This is a genomic window from Planctomycetaceae bacterium (genome assembly GCA_041398825.1).
Taxonomy (GTDB): Bacteria; Planctomycetota; Planctomycetia; order Planctomycetales; family Planctomycetaceae; genus F1-80-MAGs062.
Genome location: JAWKTX010000008.1, coordinates 253,812 through 272,321, shown reverse-complemented (window position 1 = coordinate 272,321; position 18,510 = coordinate 253,812). Strand labels below are relative to the sequence as shown.

The following is an 18,510-nucleotide window of genomic DNA, read 5'->3' as shown; positions in this document are numbered from 1 at the left end:
TTGCCCCCAATGTCTGCGTGGTTCATGGACTGTTGTGGATACGCGTCAGTAATTACGCGTACGAAAGCATGCAGTAACCGAGGGGAATCCCGAACTACTTTTCGGGGTGCATCTTTGCTGCCGCTGAAGCATGGCTTATGTGACTCGCCTGTCAAATTCACAATTCATTGAATTTGTGACTCAAGTGCATTTACGCAATCTACAGTTGAAACAGACAACCTTGTTCTGACTCGGATGGTCATTGTTCTTACTCGAACGGATTGAGTGCGCCATATGTAACTCAATGACACTTAATCGAGAGGAAACAGTCATGACTGATGTGTTAAGGGTTCTGTTCGTCGATGACGATCCTGCATGGCTTAATGCTATTCGACGCATTGTGCGTCGAAGCAATCCTCAATGGGATGTTCATTACATCGAAGATGGATTTGCGGCGCTGGAGCTAATCGACCGGCTTGGATTTGACGTCATCGTCTCTGATCTGAATATGCCTGGACTGCGAGGGGATTCCCTGCTCACTCAGGTTGCAGAAGCACATCCCGAAATCCTGCGGTTCATGTTGTCAGGAGCAACCCAGGCGGACTGCGGTCAGTCCGAACATATCCTCGCGATGGAATTCATCGACAAGGATGCTCCCGCTTCTGATTTACTGTTCCGAATTGCCCGAGGCGTTTCGTTGCGTCGATTCATGAAGGGACAGATCGTTGATCGGCTTGCGACTGCCGTCTCGTCACTCGGCGACCTGCCCAACATGGTGATCAAGGTGATCAACCCAAAGAGCAATTCCCCGGCGACACAGCGTGCCCCGTTCCTGGAAATCGCCTGCCCTGATCTGGGTCTGGAATTTCGAACACCCTTGATTCGGGATGAAATCGTAAACGTCTAAGCTAAGTAGACGTTGAAGACCCGGGGCAGGCACGCAGGACGACGGTAAACCGTCGTGCTCTGAGGTCTCCTGCTCGAGCCAGTTCCGTTTTTCAACAGGCTGATCAGTGGACTGTCGGGGCTCTTGTGAAAGAGCCGTACAAATTCTGCTGACGTTGCATATAGGTGACTTCCGAACTGTAACTGGCCGCGCCACCTGCGGCGAGATTCGATTGCATCCAGAGAGATCCCCATCATCCAGCGACTGCTACATGCCTGAAATCATCTGCAAAACATGCTGCCTTTTGGCTGCAAGTGTTGCGACGGTATCTCTAAGATGAAAATCAATCGGAGATATCGATGCTTTGGCAGGCTGTTCATAGTAATGCAATCGGCATTGGTTATCATAAAACACCGACCGCGACATTTGTGTGAGACGGGTGGTGTTGACAAGTATGAATCGCCAATCACTGTCTCCTGAAAAGATTGGATTAGGAAATATGGGCAAGCGTGCTGCAAGTAGTGATGAATTCAATATGGCGAGGGAGATTCGCAATCTGCTCTCGACGAACAAAGAGTTAACTGGTCGGGAAGTTCTTGATCAACTCAGGAAGAAGTTCCCAAAGCAACCGCTGAACGAAAACAGCTGCCAGGTTGCATTTGCGAATGCACGAAGGAAGCTCGGCATCAGTACCGTTCGCAAGCGTCGTCCCGTAGGGGCGGGCAAGAAGCGAGCGACAAGAACATGGAGTGCTCCGGCTCGCAGCGAAGCTGTGACACAAGCCCCGGCTCAGGGACTGGAATTGCTGCTGGCTGCTCGACAACTGCTGCAGACATGTGGTGGTGACGCAGCCGCTGCAACCGCCGCCATCAAACAGGTGGCAGCTCTTCAGATCCAATAACTGAATTGCACAGCGAAGATACGCGGCCCTGATGAGAAATCAGGCACGCAGAAGCTGGTAAGAGCAGAAGCAGACAAGAAACCAGAAGCCCAACCGCAGTTCTCTGCGGCTGGGCTTTTCTGTTTGACAGCAGGCCGCTCGTTGCGACGGGCCTGACCTGATGGCAGTGAGCGCAAACGGGAGTGAATTCAAGCCAACAGGCTGTTAACAGCGTTGCGAAAAACGGGACGGGCTCGAGCAGGAGACGTTAAAACGTAAGCGCCCGGTGAAGCGCATGTTGTGGGTGTTGGTACTTTTTGGATTTTTCCGGGAGGGTATCAGATGGCGAGGCATTCTACGGCGGAGCTGTGGGCGGCTTGGGTTGGTGAGCAGCAAGAATCTGAACGGAATGTGTTGGAGTTCTGTGAGCGGATTGGGGGTTCGCCGAATTCGTTTTATCGATGGCGTCAGAAATTGGCCACGAAAGGGAAGCTGCCGGGACGAAGGGAAACCCGAGGCGCAAAGGCGCTCGGGCAGGAAAGGGTTGAATTCTTCCTCTGGCCCCGAGTTCGTCCCGTTGACGGTTCTGACGTCGCCCGTCGTTGAAATTGATCTGCCGTGTGGAGCCGTCATTTGGATCTCGAATGAAGATCGCTCGCCGCGTCGCGTGCCTGGCATTCTTCTGGAAGCACGCCCAGCCGTTGAAGATTGTGCAATCAAAGAAGTGGCCTTCTGGACGCACTGTCGTCGCTACTGGCACAAGGCTCGCGAAGAAGCTGGCTCGCGCTTCTCATGTGCTGGCCGTGATCGACAAACTGTACCAAGTGAAAACCGAGACTCGCGACCTGTCGGCTGCTGCTGAACGCCAGCTGCTGCGCGAAGAGCACTCACGTCTGCTGCTGAACGATCTGAAGACATAGCTCGACGCCGAAGTGTTCCTTCCCGAAAGCCTGTCGGGCAAAGCGACGACGTACACGCTCAATCAATGGACCGCGCTGAATCGCTCTCTTGACGACGGTGACTTGTCGATTGACAACAACGCGTCCCAACGAGCCATGCGTCCCGTCGCCATCGGTCGCAAGAACTGGATGTTCGTCGGCAGCAAACCGGCCGGCCACCGCGCTGCCATTCTCATCTCGATGATCGCCAGCTGCAAAGCCAACCTCGTGGAACCCTGGGCCTGGCTCAAAGACGTGCTGATTCAGCTTCCGCTCGGAGCCCCTCTCGAGTCCCTGCTGCCAAACACCTGGCTCGCCTCACACCCCCAACACCGCCGGAAGATCGCAGAACGTCGAAAACTCGAACGACAACGCTGTTCAGACGATTAGAATGCCCCTCACCGGGCGCTTACTTTCATGCCGCAACACCGGTGGGCCGGTGGGCGCGTTGCTTCCTGGTCCCCCCTGCGGCACGGTAACAAGACATTATTCAACTCGGAAATTAATCGGCGTGCTCCAGCGTGCCAGGTACTTGTCGCCGGATTCGGCGCGGATGGCTCGCACCCACACGCGGTAGGTGCCTTTCGGCGACGTTGGAGAAAGCGTCCAGCGGTTTTCGGTGACGAATGCTTCGTGGATGAGCTGTGGAACGGCGGGCGATTCGCCGCCCAGATAATCAACCCACAGTTCGTAATGCGTGGCACCTCGAACAGGCGTCCATGTAATCGCAGGAGCATTAAAATCGACGAGCGTACGAGGCCCGATTTCCAGGCTTTGAGCGGCGCTCCATTCACTGCGTGAACCATCCGCAAAGTGCGTGCGAACCCAAATGCGATGAGTGCCCAGTGAGAGCGGACGGTCGATTCGATGATTCGTCCCCACAAGACCCTCGCGATGATACGACGCACCTCGAACGCCCGGGCTGGACACGTAGATTTCATAGGTCGCGGACGGACCGGTTGTCGCGGGCGTCCATTCGATCACGGGAGTTGCATCGGCTGTCGGTTCTGCGGATGACACGATCGATACAGCAGGATGAAGCACATCCAGCGTTACCGGATCAGACCAGATCGATGTCGATCCGTCGGCAAAGTGGGTGCGAACGCGGATGGAGTATACTCCCGGGCCAAACGGCGCTCCGGGAACATACTCCGGATCATTAACCGTAGTCACAGGCACAATAACGGCACCATCAAACGCGCGTCGCACTTCGATTTGATACGACAGATCCAGGGAACTGCCTGGCCAGACAATGCGAGCCGCAGTCGCCCGAATCTGAATGGGAGCCATCTGCAGCGTGAGCGACTGGCCGTCACCCCATTCGGTCAGCGCCCGATCGCCTCTCCAGGCTCGAAGCAAAACCGTGTAGCGTCCGGAAAGCAAATCGCGATTCACCTGATGGCTGGTTCCTGTGATGCCGATGGCTCGATACGCAGAAGCCGTCGCGCCTTCGGGAATGATTCGCACTTCGTACGATGTCGCCAGATCCACGTCGGGCCACGTGATTGTAAACCGCTGCGTTGTTTGCAGGCTCGTTCCGCTGGTTGCTTCCAGTGCAGGTGCAAGCACATCGAAGGCGACCGGTTGGCTCCAGTCCGAGTACGAACCATCGGACAATTCCGATCGCACCCAAACGACATGGTGACCATGATCAAGCGGCGAAGTCGCCGTGAAGGACAAGTCCGTCAGATCACGTTCATAGAAGGCTCGCGTTTTTGTATCGGTATTGGTCACCCAGATTTCATGAGCCACCGCATTGGGCGGCGCCGACCATGCAAACCCTGGTGCAGCCGACGTTGTTCGCGCCGCATGCCAATAGACAACGGGGACATCGCCGACGGATACATCTGCCGGAGAACTCCACGCCGTCGTTTCACCCAGCACATTCACCGAACGCACGGCAATGCGATAGGCAGAACCGGTGAGCTCTTCATCCAGCATCAGCGACGCCTCGTTGACTCGCCGCTGAATCGGCTGCGCCTTCGGATCAGTCAGGTCTTTAATCCAGACGTCATACTGCACCGCCGCCCGAGCCTCCGGCCACGTCACCACCGACTGCCCGCCTGTGACATCAATCGCCGCCCCATCCAACTCAGGCACCGCCGCATCCGTGCGAATACGAAATAACTCGTAACCGGTTTCCGGCAACGCGGCAACAAACGCAATGCCGCCGTCGTAGTGGACAAAGGACGTTTTGGGAAGGATTTGCAAGTCTTCCAGGGAATGCTCCAGCTCGAATGTGCCATCGACCGTTCCATCCGTCACCCAAAGGTGCAGATAATGATCAACTGGGTCGAGGCCGCTTACGAAAACGATTCGTGAATCAGCCTTCCATAACCGTTGTGCCTCTCCCCACGTCAATTGAAAGGAATACATGGAATCAATGGACGTGAGTTTCGTCGATTCGTATGTGGTGAGGTCGAATGCAACGATTTCAATGGATTCGCGCCGACTCAGTCTGGAAACAAGTCGACTGCCGAGGATTTCAATAGCTGCAATTCCCGTGAACTGATCGGCTTTAAAAATGACCTCCGCTTGGAGCGTCTGCGGATCGACCTTCGCGATCATTCGGTAGTTTGCATTTTGACTAGCAATATTGGAATAGCTCAAGATGGCATATAGTGCATCACCTGACGGCGATCTGATCAATTGATTGCATCGATACAAAGCGACGTCAATCGCCGAAAGATCAAGCGGCCCAAGCTGTCCATCTGACCCAAGCACCTGAATGAGACCATCAGAATCAACCCAGGCCAGTCCACCGCCAGCGTGAATAACTGGCTCGTGGGGTGCTGATTCCCAAGACAACTCAGCCAGCATTTGCTGGGTACCTTGGGCTGTGCCATCAGATTTCCACACCGTATTGCCCACTTGGAAGTACAGCGTGCCGTCAACAAATTCCAGGATGCCGGGAGTCCACCCACCTGCGGCCCATCTGCTGATTTCCTTGACGAGGCGGGTCCCTTCAGTTGATCCGTCCGAAATCCAAAGACCTGCATCGTCGCCCTCAACAAGCAGATAGCTCATTCCGTTCGGCGCAATCACAGCATCTCGGACGGACATGTCGGTAAGTCGGTGAAGTTCATCCCCGACAACAGTCCAGACGCCTTCGCGGTGATATTTGCCCAATGAATCACGAATGTGATCGACAACAATCGCCGTATTCTGAGGACTAGCAATGATTTCCGTGACCGCAGTTCGGTCAGCGGCCAGTCTGACAACATGATCGTCCAAATCATCATGGACCCACAATACATTGTCGCTCGAGATGGTCCCGGTGCTCTTTCCGTCGGTGAGCCAAAACAGACGCCGCTCCGATTCGATTATTGATAACACATCTCCGTCGGCGGTGCCGGGACTGACGTCTATCCACTGATTGAGGCCATCAGCATCGGACACGTTGAACTCGAACACCGCTCCAGGAGCGTCAGGCACGCTTTTGAGACTAACGAAACCATTGGCAGCGCGTCCCAGGGGAAAAGACCATGGACTTGTATACGCATTCTGAGCAATCAGCACACTTCGCTGCCTCTGGAAGTCCCATAACCAAAGCGCCAAATTCGGTCTTTGCCCGTCCGATGAATACGGCGCGGTAAAGTAGAGCGCGTCATTCAGAACGTAAAACTCACTCAGATGGTCTGCAGGATTTATTGCCCATTCCTGCAATGTTCTGTCGACTGGGTCGAATGCAAGAATCGTCTCTCGAATCCCATATTGGCGAATCAAGGTGACATCCTGGGTCGCCACGATCGACCTGATTTCTGCTACATCTCCATCATATTTCAGCGGATACGCGCTAGCTCCACCACTGTCAAAGTACCAGTAGCCTCTGATCGAATTCGACACGGCCGCCGATACAAATAGCCCGTCGTTCGTGGCGAAATAGCGAGATGGTGAAATCAAAGGCGCATTGGTCCTCGCGTCGAGCAGAGCTTCCAAGGAGTTCGTGGATTCAATCCACTTCCATATTTTTGGCTCAGCTCGAGTGAGGGCACGCGGTATATAAAGTTCTCCGCCAGCCCAATACAGAGCCGTGAAATCACGGTAAGAATTGCTTTGCACAATCAATTCAAGCTGTAACGTGTCACCATCAAACCTCCAGACACTGTCTGTCCATCGGTTCGACACAAAGTTCGTCAACAAGTAGATGTCGTTTTCCGTCGTGACCAACTGTTCTATGCGGGTCACATTTGGCATATCCCAATTTGAAACAAGTCGTATGGTCCCTTCCTTGGTTCCGTCAGATTTCCATACTTGAAATGCCCCAGACCGATTAACGGCCTCAAACACAACACCGACGGAACTAGCCTGAATCTTGGTCGGAGTACTGCTCCCGGGACCGAATACCAGATCAGCTGCCATGAACGTTCCTTCGATGGTCCCATCCGTGCGCCAAATCTCCCATCCGGCCACGCCATCGTCATGAGCAAAATAGACGAGGTTTCCTGACTGAACAGGTTCGCTCACAGAAGTCCAAAATGGAGTTGAATTGTCAGTGAGTGGGAAAGTTCCTTTCACTGTCCCGTCACTTCGCCAAAGCGATGTTCCTTTCCCCTGTGGAGTTACCAGTGTGATGACGATGCCGTTAATAGTTGCACTGAACGGCGGCTTCGCGGCAAAGTCATCGGTAAAACCTGCTGGAATGGTATTGGTATCGTGAATCAACTCCACGAGCCCCGTCGTCAGCAGTTGGCGGACTTCGAGGGGTTCGGTGATGGATGTTTGGTGGCGACGGCGGGAGCGGCGGCGGGGAGTGAATGGCCGCAGCAATTCGAAGGCAGAGGGAACCAATCGGCTGAACAGTGCTTTGACAAAGGATCGTTTGGCAGTCATGGCGTTGCGTAATGGCTGATTGGAGTCAGGTGTGGCGGCACTGCTGAGTGCAGAAAGTCAGCGAATCAATGGTCCGAGTTCGGATCGACAGTGCGGTCGTTGTTTATCCAGACGGTTTTCCCGAAAGATCGTAACATCTCACGCACCCCCTAATCCATCGCAGAATACTCCGTGCAACCAAATGGCTCTACAGTCGTCACCGGCAGGTCCGGCCAATCTCGACGAGGCAGGCCAAAATCAGCGAACTGCGGTGTGCGGAGCCATCTCTCCAGCCTTTCAGGCCGACTCCTCCCGGAAAGTCGACGCAGCAGTAAGCCGACGATCAGACGGCAATCGCGTCATTCCGGTCGGCCCCGCTCTTTGCAGCTGAATCGCGTCGAAACTGATCGTTCGGTTTCGGCCAATACCTGACTACTGAACTGCCGCTGGCTGTACGTTGGGCCTTGCGTTGGCGTTGAACTTTGAGGCCGGTGTCACGCGATTGGCGGCTCGGCGTTTGCCGAAGAGTTCTACTGCGTGCAGCCAGAGTTCGTTGGACAGATTCAGTCTGTCCAGAATCGGCGCAGTGTTCTTTGGGATGGACCCGCGTTTGCCGGGTTGCAATTCGCGGCCGGTCCACTCGAGCAGTTGCAGGTACTCTGCCAACGACATGACGACGCAGCCCTTGTTGGCGGCTCGGCAAGTTGAACGCTTCTCGCGAACCTTCTTTCGCTTCGGCTCCAACTCCACGGGGGCCAGCCAGCCAGCTTTCCGGCCATGTTCAATCCGTGCGTCTTTGGCATCACTGGCCGCTATTGTGTAGGTCCTGCTGGGCAGCCGTCCCGGAACGATCCAGAAACCCACAACACAAAGCCTTAAAGACCCTCGACCATCAGTTTGTCGAGGGTCTTTTGATTTGTATGTCGACCGAAGTCGCCGCTCGTGCTGGTCGCAAAATCGCCGGCTGCAAGTTGCAAGGCAGTTCTGAACATCCGGTTTTCAACTTGTCAGCCCGGGCCATTCTGAAAAGGCAAGATCGGTGAGGCGGTCGACATCGTTGAATCGGCCCGAATCAGGGTTGCTGGTATTCTGAAGGTTCGTGCTCACATCCACAGCTTCATAGTCAGCCGATCGTTCCAACCCGGGTCGCCCCTTAAAAACAATGGCATCGTCACGATCACGGCTGAAACGAGCGGACGCCCTGTCGCGTGTGGTACCGTTGATCGTCGCTTCCTTTGCAGCAGGCGTTGCAACCGGGTTCGTCAGCTGTGTCAGCAACCGGGTCTCCTGAGTGCCGTCTTGTGAATTCTCAAGATCACTGATCTGAAAATCCAGCGGGGCTGACCAGATCCCAGCCCTCCCGGCACTATTGATGGCACGCACCCAGAAGCGGTAAGTCCCCGCTTCCATCAAACCCGATGTGAAACTGGTCTCCGTCAGCCCGGATTCATACAGCACGCGATTTGACGGTCCGGCATTGTCAATTCGGTTCACCCAGAACTCATACCGGACTGCCCCTGCAGCACTGTTCCACGTGAACAGGACAGGCCCTTCGGGCAGCCCATTGCCCCCGTTATTTCCACCCGGTCCAATCAGTTGCACGCGTGCCGGCGGTGTTTCGAAACGATACTGCTCCAGCTTCCGGTATTTCCCGAAACGTCGACGGCTCTGACACGAACCTGATACTCGACTCCATCAAGAAAGGGGGGGGATGGTGTGAACGATGTCCCAGTCAGATTGGCCCGACGAATGATAACGTTATTCGATGAGTCTGTGACTTCCAGTTCATAGTTCAATGCATCGGGGACCGCGGACCAGGAGACCGGCGACATTGTTGAAGATGTGGCCGAGGTCGGACCCAATACCACCGGCGGAGCAAGGGTATTGAAACGGGCCGCCAGACTCCAGGAAGACTGGAAACCGTTCGCTCCCTGAGCCTGCACCCAGAACACGTAGGATCCTGCGGGTAATGGAGTTTCCGTTCGGTACAAAGTCGATGTCAGATCCTGAATTCGCAGAATCTGATCGTGGACGACGGGAGTCAGTTGACGCACCCAGAGATCAAACGTTTCTGCTCCCGGAACGCTGGTCCATTCAAACGTCGGAGTATTCCCCACTGTTCCGCCGACGGGAGCCGTGATGATTGAAGGCGTGATCACTCTGAGCGGCATCGCTGCCCAGGTTCCTCCAAAGTTGTTCGCACCAAACGGGCGAACCCAAACGGTATACAGTCCAATCGGAAATGCCGTTTCGGGTGTGAACAACGTTTCCGTAAGGTTCTGCTGCCGCACGAACTGGCGTTCGCCTGTTGTACGATTATCAATCCAGAGGTCATAACGCTCAGCCCCGGCAACCGGGGACCATTGAATATCGGGAAGACCGTCCCGGCTGGTCTGCTCACCAGAAAACTGCGTCTGCGTCTGGACCAGAAACGTCACTGGATCACTGAAGGCTGTTTTATCACCACTCGAAAACACTCCCCGAACCCGAAACTGATACTGCCCCAAATCAAGCGGTGCGGCTGGGTGAAATACGGTGTCCTCGGCTTCCAGAAGCACAGGATGACTGCCAGCCGTAAGATTCACAAGTTCCACTTCGTACGAAACCACGTCGATCACCGACGACCATGCGAGTTGCGGTAAGCCGTCTCGTGATGGCGAAGCGGGCTGGATGCCAACCGGCTGATACGTCAGCACCGTGTTTTCGATGTGAACATAACTGATCGGCTGCATTCCACTGACTTCGAATCCACCGGAATCATTCGTTGGCCCGGCATGCTGAATTAAGGAACCTGAACCAGGGGTGACATAAAGGAAATCACCAAAACCAATCGGATTTCCTCCGTCGATATGAAAGGATGTCGTCGCTGACGGCGTTACCCTGAAGGTATCACGTCCCGGACCTCCGCTGACGGCAACGGACGCAATCCCCGATAGTCCAATGGTTTTCAATGCGCCGTCGAAGCTGACTTCTGATGCCGACAATTCGATCGTGTCGTCCAGCATGCTTCCATACACTTCAACATGGTGAATTGTTCTTTTGGAACCCAGTGGTGGCATTGCAGAAGAAATCGTAATTTGACCAGCCATTGTAAGCTCGGCACTGAACACGCCGGAGGTAATATCGACCGTGTCTACGGACTGCGGAGTGACAGCAACAGACCTGTTGGTTCCAGCCGAACCAGTGACGATAATGTCTGTAAAATTCCCGAGTTCATCCATCGAACCAGTCAGCGAAAACGACTCGACAGCAACACTGGTCACGAGCCGCGAATCCTGCAGCAACCCTGGCAGCATCAACTGAGCAGTTGGACCGTCAAGCTGCATCTCCAGGCGATCCGCTCCGTCGCCTCCATCAACACGCACGTAGCCGGCGACGGATAGCGACTGACTGACTCCAACCTTGTCATCGCCCGAGCCCGTCAGAAGTGAGAGCGATTCGAAGTTGCTGTGAAGAAACGATTGGTGATTCATGAACAGTTCGCCGCTTAACAAGGCAATTGAGTCCGAGTTCTCACTGCCAATGACACGCAGCAAATCGTTGCCGGCAAGTGCATCGATGGCCACAATCTCGACGTCGCGTAAAGTCAGTGGTGTGGCCGCGTTGAACCGCAATATCGATTGTTGGTCGCCGAGTGGTGTGAGAGTCACGATATCATCGGTACCTGGCATTCCTGGCAGCGTGCCTGAAGCATGTTGGCCCGGTTCGAGACTTCCGCTAACAGGGAATGGCCCGTCTTCAGCTGTCACAGCGCTGGCATCATTGACATCAAAGATCACCAGTTCAAAGTTGCCCTCGCCAACAGGGTTGTTGTTCGAAATACGCACCAGATACGTGCCTGCTGGCAGAGGGTTTGTTAACAATCCGTTGCCCGTGGCTCCGGCGATATTGCTACCGCTGGCCAGAACAACTTCACCGGCTGCGTCGAGAACCTCCAATACGGAGTGCATGCGACTGCCACTGTTTGTCGGATCGTTGTCAACAATGGCGGCGATCCGGTGGTTGTGGTCAATCTGCACGGAGATCAAACTGTTGCCTCCGAACGGTACGGTTCCCCGGCCCGCCACACGGTGGTTGTGGTCAATCTGCACGGAGATTAGCCCGCCTGTCGGGATGTCAACAAACTCACAAGATTCGACCACCGCGGCGAACAATTCAAAGCCTGGGACCGACTCGCTATCGGAACTGGCAACGTCGAAATACAGATTGCCATGTGCATTGAGGTTTCCGGTCGCGAAAGCCACTCCTCCATTGGTCTCCGAAGGGAATTCGGGATCGTTCAACACGGTTTCGCGGTCTGATCCAAGGATGCCAACACGCGGAATGGAATTCCCTTCATTCGGTACGACCAAAGCCACGGCTTTGGCCTGTGGATCATCACTGCCTGTCACCCTGAAGCGGGCCGAAGGAATCGATTCGTCACTCCGAGCCAGCAGAGAATCCGCTTCCACAATAATCTCATCGAATCCCGCAAGAGACAGATTGGCTCTTCCGTTGCTGAAAGTGGCATCAGGCTGATACTGAGCGTTCTGAGCGTAGAACGTCACACTGTCGAATGCGTCCAGATCACCTGCGTCCAGGTGCAGATCCTGATCCGACAACGTTGTCGCAAAGCGATCTGCCCCTTTTTTCCCGTCAACCCAAATTCTGGCGTCCGAGCTGATTCCATAGATCTCAATTTTTGTGCGATCATCAATGCTGATATGCGTGTCACTGTCGTGGTTGATGGTGATGTCATTCTCACCGTCATCTGCATAGACGGTAACAGCGGTATCCCAGTTGTCGAACCCTGCAGCCAACGTTTCGACGCCGGCGTAATCGATTGTGCGTGGTCTTCCTGCGCGCTGAGTCACTAGTCGGCCGGATCGCACGTCTTCAAAAGGATAGAATTGAGCATTCGCAGCCGGGCCATCCACCACAAGCCGGTCGTTGTCTCCCGTGCCAGCATCGACATGAACATCAATGGCGATGGGATTCACGACGTCAATCCAGTCGTCGCCGCCAAGCGATTCAATTCGGATCGACTCATGGTTGCTCAGTGAAATGGGATTGCCTGATCGAATCTCCGCTGAAGTGGCGGTCACGCGAAAATTGTCGTTGAACTCTGTACCGTACATTGTGACGGAATCGCGACCGGCGTCTAAGTCGGCACTGAGTGTCCCCATCGAAAATGCAGTCAGTGTGTTTAAACCAGATGGGGATCGGGCATCCGCTTCGGAATACGAGACGTCATAAGTGTATGGTGCGACGAACGATCCGTAACCTGGACTTTCCGGAGATGGACGGAACTCGAGGTTCTCTGCCTGGTCAGATCCCGCGATCGTAAGCGTGTCCTGACCGCCTGACGCGGGAATCAGGATATCTTCGATGGCATCGGTTTCGATCTTGACCCGCTGCAATGCCCCAGTCTGTGATGCGTAAAGCCGTGTATAAGGAAGACTGGTGGAGTCCGCTTCGAATTCAAAGGTCTCGTCGTGACTGGACCCTCGCAGGATTAACTCTGTTTGCTCTCGTACTGCACCAGACGACGTCGCTCCACCAATGACTGAGATACCACTGAGCGTATCGATCCCCGGCTGAAATGGCAGTTCTACATCGAACCGATCGCGTCCGCCTCCGCCAAACAGAAGCAGGGTCGGAGGGACCGTGAGATTCTCCACCAGGAATGAATAGGCCTCTTTGTCGTCAATCGAAACGTTTCCAAACCTCCGGTTGCCTGACAACAGTCCCGCGGATTGGGATACGGTCGTGTACGTGATATTCTCATCCAGCGGCGTACCGTACACGTTGTGGTAACTTCCGTAGACAGTGTTCCGGACTGGTTCCAGTCCCGCAAATTCAACGTTCATCAGGCGTTGTTGTACCGCATCGGTGAACTCCAGACTGCCGTTATGAGTATCCGGTCCGGGGCGGTAGTTAGCGTTTTCGACTGCAGTTGCTGGATTCCCCACTAACTCCAATGTGTCGTATCCGCCTTCGCCACCATCGAAGAATAGGGGCATTCCAATCAAGTCAGAACCGCGAGATTGATCTACGTCGATCGTCAACGTGTCATCACCGCCACCAGTGCGCACTTCCAGACGGCCTGCACCTGCGACGCGCACGTTGGCTCCACCGGAAACCAATTCTGCGCCGACCGGATGCCACGCGTTTCCATAGCGACCGATGACCATATTGTCGCTAATTGCAGCACCGCCTTCGATCCGGGCGATATCCGATTCCTGCAGGTTGGCGGTGTAGCTGTTGGCACCATGAAGCGAAGTGACATCGAAGGATACCTCCCCATTACCGCCGGTGCTTTCGATTGTCAGGTTATCCAGTCCTGACGTGACGATCCCCCAGTTGCCGGCACGCCCCCAGTTGCCAGCACGCGAAACCAAATCGGCGCCATCGATGCCTGCAACCTGAATTGAGGAACCGGGCGAGGTGGCCAACTCCATATTGACTATGTCATCACCGTCGCCAAGGAACGATGTCCGCCCAATGAGTACGGCAATGATTTTGGTCTCACCACCGAGCCCCGTCACTTCGATCCTGTTGGAATCGCTTTCCGGTGCATTCACTTGTACCTGGTTTGCCATCGTTGACAGATCAAAATTCAGAGAACTCAACGGGTTCGTGTTGTTGATCGCCAAAGTTCCGGAAAACGCTTCAAGACTCAACTGACGATTCCCTGACGCAAGCGTCAGCGAATCCTCCCGGGGTATGACAGTTAGGTCCCGCTCCGTCGAACCTGCCATTGTATTCACACGAACAAGATCATCACCGCCCCCTCCTCTGATCGCCAGTACTTCGGCTGCGTCGGGCAGATTGACTTTGAAGGGTAACAGAGATGGCGCTGGTGCAAGAGTAACTGAAGCAACGCCAGTGAGAGCGTCGTCAATAACAAACTCATCGTTGGCACCGCTGCCGTTGAGGTGGATAGTTCGCACGTTCGAGTTGATGACGAGCTCAAATATGCCATCCATCGTGATCGTTGGATTGATGGTGACTTGTGCCTTTCCGTCTTCCAGAAGATTCAGAGTTGTTTCTTCAAAAGTACCGCCATTCAGAAAGACCGAATTCTCACCGCGCCCGCGGATAACAAAATCCTGCGCATAGGGCTGGCCATCAAAATTGAAGCTAACGTCGTCCGAGCTTTCGGTAAGATCGAGTACTACTTGCTCTTCAGGTTCCAATTCGGAAAACGTGAGTTGGAAATTCCCCTGAGAGACCTTAACTTCGCCATCTCCGCCCGATTCGACGTCTACTGGATTACTCTTGGGGTTGCCAAATGGCAGCGGAAACGACTTGAACGTAGGCAGTCCATCTGGCGCGGGCAGCGCTTGCAGCTCTGCCAACTCGACTTGATCAAAGCTAATCGGCAGGTAGTCATCGATAACGATGCTGCCAGAATCAACTTCCGGTCCATTCAAGTAGCTGAACTGCTGGGCTTGCACGACGATATTCAGAACATCGAAGCTGGATGGTTCTCCGTTTTGACCAATTGGATCACCGCCATCAACCAGAATGGCATAGTCTCGAGTCGGAGTAACATCGAAGCGATCCGCGCCCGCATTTCCTCTGAGTACCAGACTCTCCATGCCACGCATGATCACCGGCGCTTGCGTGCCGTTATGGAGTTCCGTGTCGGTACCATTGATGGTTGTTGTAAAACTATCGCTTATTTCGGAGCCTTCGATCGTGATACTGTCCCCGGTCAGGTTGTTTCCAGTATCGATGGTGGCGATCATTGCGGAATGCGGTCGCCCTGTAACGTGGTCCTCACCGCCAAAAGTATTGATGACCAGGTTTTGAATACTTAGTAGCTCAAGCGGGTCTCGCTCTACTCCGTTTCTGCGGTGCATTAGCGTGTTATTGCTAAACTCGATATCGTCACTGACCTCACTGCGCTCCGTGTCGTAGGTCAACGTTCCGATCGATCGAAGCAAGATACCGGCAGTATTCTCGCGAAACATTGCATTGCGCAGTGTTAGCGAATCAACGTTTTGGATTTGAATCGGCCCCAGCGTATTTGCTTGAAAGGTCGAATCCTCAATCACGACGTGCAATCCCGGCGAATCCACGTCAAATGAGGTGAATTGGTTCGCCTGAAACAGAGAACTCTCTACTCGTAGAACGCCTGTTAGGTTGCGTCCCATCAAGCCGGTGTAGCCACTGGAAATCACATTCCGCAGCAGTGGTGCCGCGACGCCGCTAACACTCAGTTCCGAGGTGATCCACAAGTCGCCAAGTGTGACGTCGTCACCTCCCGACTCGATGAAAACTCCAGCTCCACCAAGACGTGTGTCGAGTCGATCTGAACTCGTGCCATCGATCGTCAACGGTTTAGAGATCCGAATGTCCTCATCGTACAGCCCCCCGACCACATGAACGGTTCCTCCAGCCGAAATGGCCGCAATTCCATCGACGATCCTTGAAAACACATCAACGCCAAACGTCCCGGGTTGTGCTCCTGGAGCGTCCGGATTGGCATCGGCAATCGGCGTTCCATTGGCCGTGCCGAACAGGTCGTCGTCGACGTAGACCTCCATTGGTGGGACAGCTGTCGCGGTTAGAGTCACATCGTTTCCGTCTCCGCCGACATAGCTGATTGAGAAATTCTGACCATTGAGCAGGACCTGTGTGCCTTCCGGCAGGCCAGCAAATGTACCGCTGACAGAACTGCCGGAATTCGCAAGATTGATCAGGACGATCACGTCTCCTGGAGAGGTGCCGACAATTGCTCCGGAAACGTCCAGTGCGGCACCGCCGAGATCTGCGGCTCCATGTACGACCAGTTGATCATGATCGCTGCCGGGTAACTTGCCGCGGACTTCAGCTTTGAAAGTCGAACCTGCATCAAAGCTGATTGGTCCAGTGCGGAGTATGCCCACGCCACCTCCCTTCGGATCAACCGTCGCACCGCGTACGTTCACCATCGAATCCAGGAACCCATTGCCGTTGCCAACGACTTCACCCCGGCTGCTGATTGTCATTGAGCCGATCAGTGTCTCTGTGCCGTTAACGCGAACCTGATCCAGGCCTGAACCAGTTACGATCTCGACATTGGTGACACCGTGAAGCGTGGTACTGCCATTGACGTCAATGACATCATTGCCATCGGCACTGTTCGCCGTGGTGTCGATCTTCAGCAGGGTGCCATTGGCGACTCGCAGCTCCTCCATCGCGACACCACCCGATGTGCCACGAACCACCAGGTATCCGTCACCGCCGAATACAGCACCCTCCAGCGTTAGTTGATCATCCGCGTTCGGAGGCGCAACGGTGATACTGCCAAACCCCATCAGGTTTACTGGTTCCAGCCCGTCGAAAGTCAATTGCAGGCCGCCAGTTTCGCTGATTTCACCATCACCAAACGTCGTGGCACTGGGAGCGTAGGTATAATCCCCGGTTCCGTTACCCAGCATGGTCAGCAAATCGTTACCGCCAACACCGCCGGAGAAGTGGATGCCTGCAGGTGGCGCAATGGGGCCGCCGGTGAGATCGACAATGAGTTCATCGTCTGCAGCATCTGAACCAATCACTTCGATAAAGTGGATGAAATCGCTGCCGTCGCTGCCATAGATTGAGCCCTCATCGTCTGTGAAGAAGATGCTGTCACCTTCTCGGGAAATTCTGTAAGGGCCTGCCGGTACGTCTGGCTGCAGTGTGAAATTCAGCGATGCGATGTTCTGGTGTCCCGGACTCTCAATGCTTTCAAAGTCGATTTGACCGAAGCCACCACCGAGCAACCGGTAGTCGCCCCTGCCAACACCTCGCATCGTGTAGCCGCCCGCGGCATTTTGAAAGTCGACAATTAGTTCATCACCTGGCGACATTGTCGGATCGCTGCCCTGAATCAGTCGCGTCACACCGCCGGGCAGGAAGTCGGCCTGGAAGGTGTCGGCCTGCATTGAGCCGATGACGTTTTCGATAGCGTCGTTCAGAGTTACGCCTTCCGGACCGCCGAGTGACTGCAGAATCCCCGAAAGGTCGAGGTCAAACGTTACTCCCGTGGATCGCGTTGAGAAATCAATCGTGTCCGAGCCCGCGCCGCCGGTCACGATATCCTGACCGAGGATCGCTTCGAACACATCATTGCCAGGTCCGCCGTCGAGATCGTCGTCGCCAAAGCCCCCGCTGAGTGTGTCATTTCCGGATGAACCGACCAGCGTGTCGTTGCCATCGCCACCGCTGAGCCGTGTGTCAAGCCCAGGCGCTGCCGTCAGATTGTCGTCAGCCTGGCCGCCTGTGATCACCTCGATTGTCGAACCGTTCTGCAGCGTTATGGTTGTCCCTGCAGCGACGGACTGAGTGGCCGTTGTACCGGCATCGAAAGTGACGCCCGTTGTGAACTGACTGAACTCAAACGTGTCGATGCCGGTCGCGGTTTCATCGAACGTGTTGCTGCCGAGGCCACCGGGCAGGTTGCCCACGAATTCGTAGACGTCGTCGCCATCGCCGCCGCGATATGTATCGTTTCCATCAAGAACGTAGATCAGGTCATTCCCTGCCCCACCTTCGATTACGTCGTCGCCGTCTCCGGAAAGCAGTACGTCGTTGCCGTCTTCTCCCTGGACCAGCGAACTGATTCGGGGTGCGATAATCTCGTCATCGCCAGCTCCGCCTTTAATCGTTACTCCTGTAACACCGCCGAACACCGCCGGATCAATGTTCCGCAGATCAATCACGTTCGGAAAATTGCCGGTTGCCGTGACATTGATCGTCACGACCCCCTCAGCGAAAGCAACGCCTGTGTCCGGATCGGCACCATTGATCTTCACCTCGCCCAGAACAGCCGTGATGTTGATGTTGTCCGCTGCGTCAGCATTCACACTGAGCAGTCCCGTCACACTGTCGAATGCTGAAACAACAGCCAGAAGCGTTCGGTCTTCCAGATGTTCAACCAGCTGTGCTCCGGAAGAACGATGCGACCAGACGCTGCGACGACTGTTCCGACGAATCCGACGTCCATGTTGTTTGGTGCTCAGGAATCGTTGTAACATCGTCAGTACAGTGCGTTTATTCATGTT

Annotated in this window: 8 protein-coding genes; 4 read left to right on the top strand and 4 right to left on the bottom strand. The window is 54.8% G+C overall.

Annotated features, from left to right (window positions below):
- Positions 1-310 precede the first annotated feature (310 nt).
- The 4 genes from R3C20_15980 (at position 311) to R3C20_15965 (ending at position 3,073) form a co-directional block, all read left to right on the top strand.
- On the top strand, positions 311-886 hold the full coding sequence (locus R3C20_15980) for a response regulator (GenBank protein MEZ6042002.1): 576 nt from the start codon (positions 311-313) through the stop codon (positions 884-886).
- 433 nt (positions 887-1,319) lie between these two features.
- Positions 1,320-1,766 (top strand): hypothetical protein, encoded by a 447-nt coding sequence (locus R3C20_15975; GenBank protein ID MEZ6042001.1) that lies wholly within the window; start codon positions 1,320-1,322, stop codon positions 1,764-1,766.
- A 623-nt stretch (positions 1,767-2,389) separates the two neighbouring features.
- Positions 2,390-2,665, top strand: a complete 276-nt coding sequence (locus R3C20_15970) for a hypothetical protein (protein MEZ6042000.1) — start codon at positions 2,390-2,392, stop codon at positions 2,663-2,665.
- A gap of 12 nt (positions 2,666-2,677) precedes the next feature.
- On the top strand, positions 2,678-3,073 hold the full coding sequence (locus R3C20_15965; protein MEZ6041999.1) for a transposase: 396 nt from the start codon (positions 2,678-2,680) through the stop codon (positions 3,071-3,073).
- 96 nt (positions 3,074-3,169) lie between these two features.
- Here R3C20_15965 and R3C20_15960 read toward each other — a convergent pair whose 3' ends face one another.
- From R3C20_15960 to R3C20_15945, 4 genes are all read right to left on the bottom strand, one after another.
- Positions 3,170-7,516: a hypothetical protein gene (locus R3C20_15960; protein ID MEZ6041998.1), complete on the bottom strand. Its 4,347-nt coding sequence runs from the start codon at positions 7,514-7,516 to the stop codon at positions 3,170-3,172.
- Positions 7,517-7,927: 411 nt separating this feature from the next.
- Positions 7,928-8,359 carry a hypothetical protein gene (locus R3C20_15955; protein MEZ6041997.1) on the bottom strand — a complete coding sequence of 144 codons (432 nt, stop codon included), beginning with the start codon at positions 8,357-8,359 and terminating at the stop codon, positions 7,928-7,930.
- Between the two features lie 135 nt (positions 8,360-8,494).
- The gene (locus R3C20_15950; GenBank protein MEZ6041996.1) at positions 8,495-8,989 is read right to left on the bottom strand and encodes a fibronectin type III domain-containing protein; all 495 of its coding nucleotides are present in this window, start codon (positions 8,987-8,989) and stop codon (positions 8,495-8,497) included.
- A 98-nt stretch (positions 8,990-9,087) separates the two neighbouring features.
- On the bottom strand, positions 9,088-18,507 hold the full coding sequence (locus tag R3C20_15945) for a hypothetical protein (protein MEZ6041995.1): 9,420 nt from the start codon (positions 18,505-18,507) through the stop codon (positions 9,088-9,090).
- Positions 18,508-18,510: the final 3 nt, after the last annotated feature.